Raw genomic sequence first — 744 nt, 5'->3', positions numbered from 1 at the left:
CCGCCCCGTGGCCCGCGCCCGCCACCGGACTGACGCGAAATTCCATGTGCGGGACAGCGGATGACAGCGACGGCGCCAGGCCAGGCACTGGCTGACATCACCGGGTCCCGTCACCGGCAAGCAGCAGGCCGCACCCGCGTCATCGGCGCACCTGCGACGGACATGCACCGGGCGATGCGCAGCGGCGCTTATAGTGGCGGCCCTGCCACCATTCCGGGGACGACATGGCCTGTCCGCATCGCGGCCTGTCCGCACGCCTGCGCCGGCTCGCGCTGCTGCTGGTCATCGGCCTGCCCGTGCCGGGCATGGCTTCGCCGCCATCCTCCACTGCATCGGCACAGCCCGCACGGCTGCAGGTGATCGGCTACGTGGTCGACGAGCCGCAACTGCCGCCGATCAGCGCCGGCAAGCTCGATGCGATCAACTTCGCCTTCGCCAAGGTCGATGCGACCGGTGCGGCCTACCTGCCCGGCGACACCGCGACACGTTCGCTCGCCGCCCTGACCGCGCTGCGCGCGGACAATCCCGCGCTCAAGGTGCTGGTCTCGATCGGCGGCTGGGGCGCGGGCAACTTTTCCGAGGCGGCGCTGACCCCAGCATCGCGCGCGCGCTTCACCGACAGCGCGGTGGCGCTGCTGCGCGCGCACGACCTGGACGGCATCGACATCGACTGGGAGTACCCGACCCTGCCCGGCCCCGGCATCAGCCATCGCCCGGAGGACCGGCGGAATTTCAGCCTGATGC

1 protein-coding gene is annotated in these 744 nt (G+C 71.5%); it reads left to right on the top strand.

Features of this window, described 5'->3' with window-relative positions; all coding sequences use genetic code 11:
* Positions 1-224 precede the first annotated feature (224 nt).
* Positions 225-744 (top strand): glycosyl hydrolase family 18 protein (locus J7523_RS20420; protein WP_291890631.1); only part of this gene is annotated, 520 nt, incomplete at its 3' end.

This window comes from Cellulomonas sp. (genome assembly GCF_017744555.1).
In the GTDB taxonomy this organism is placed as follows: domain Bacteria; phylum Actinomycetota; class Actinomycetes; order Actinomycetales; family Cellulomonadaceae; genus Cellulomonas.
Note: the sequence above shows the minus strand (reverse complement) of the source record. Positions and strands in the feature narration are given on the sequence as shown.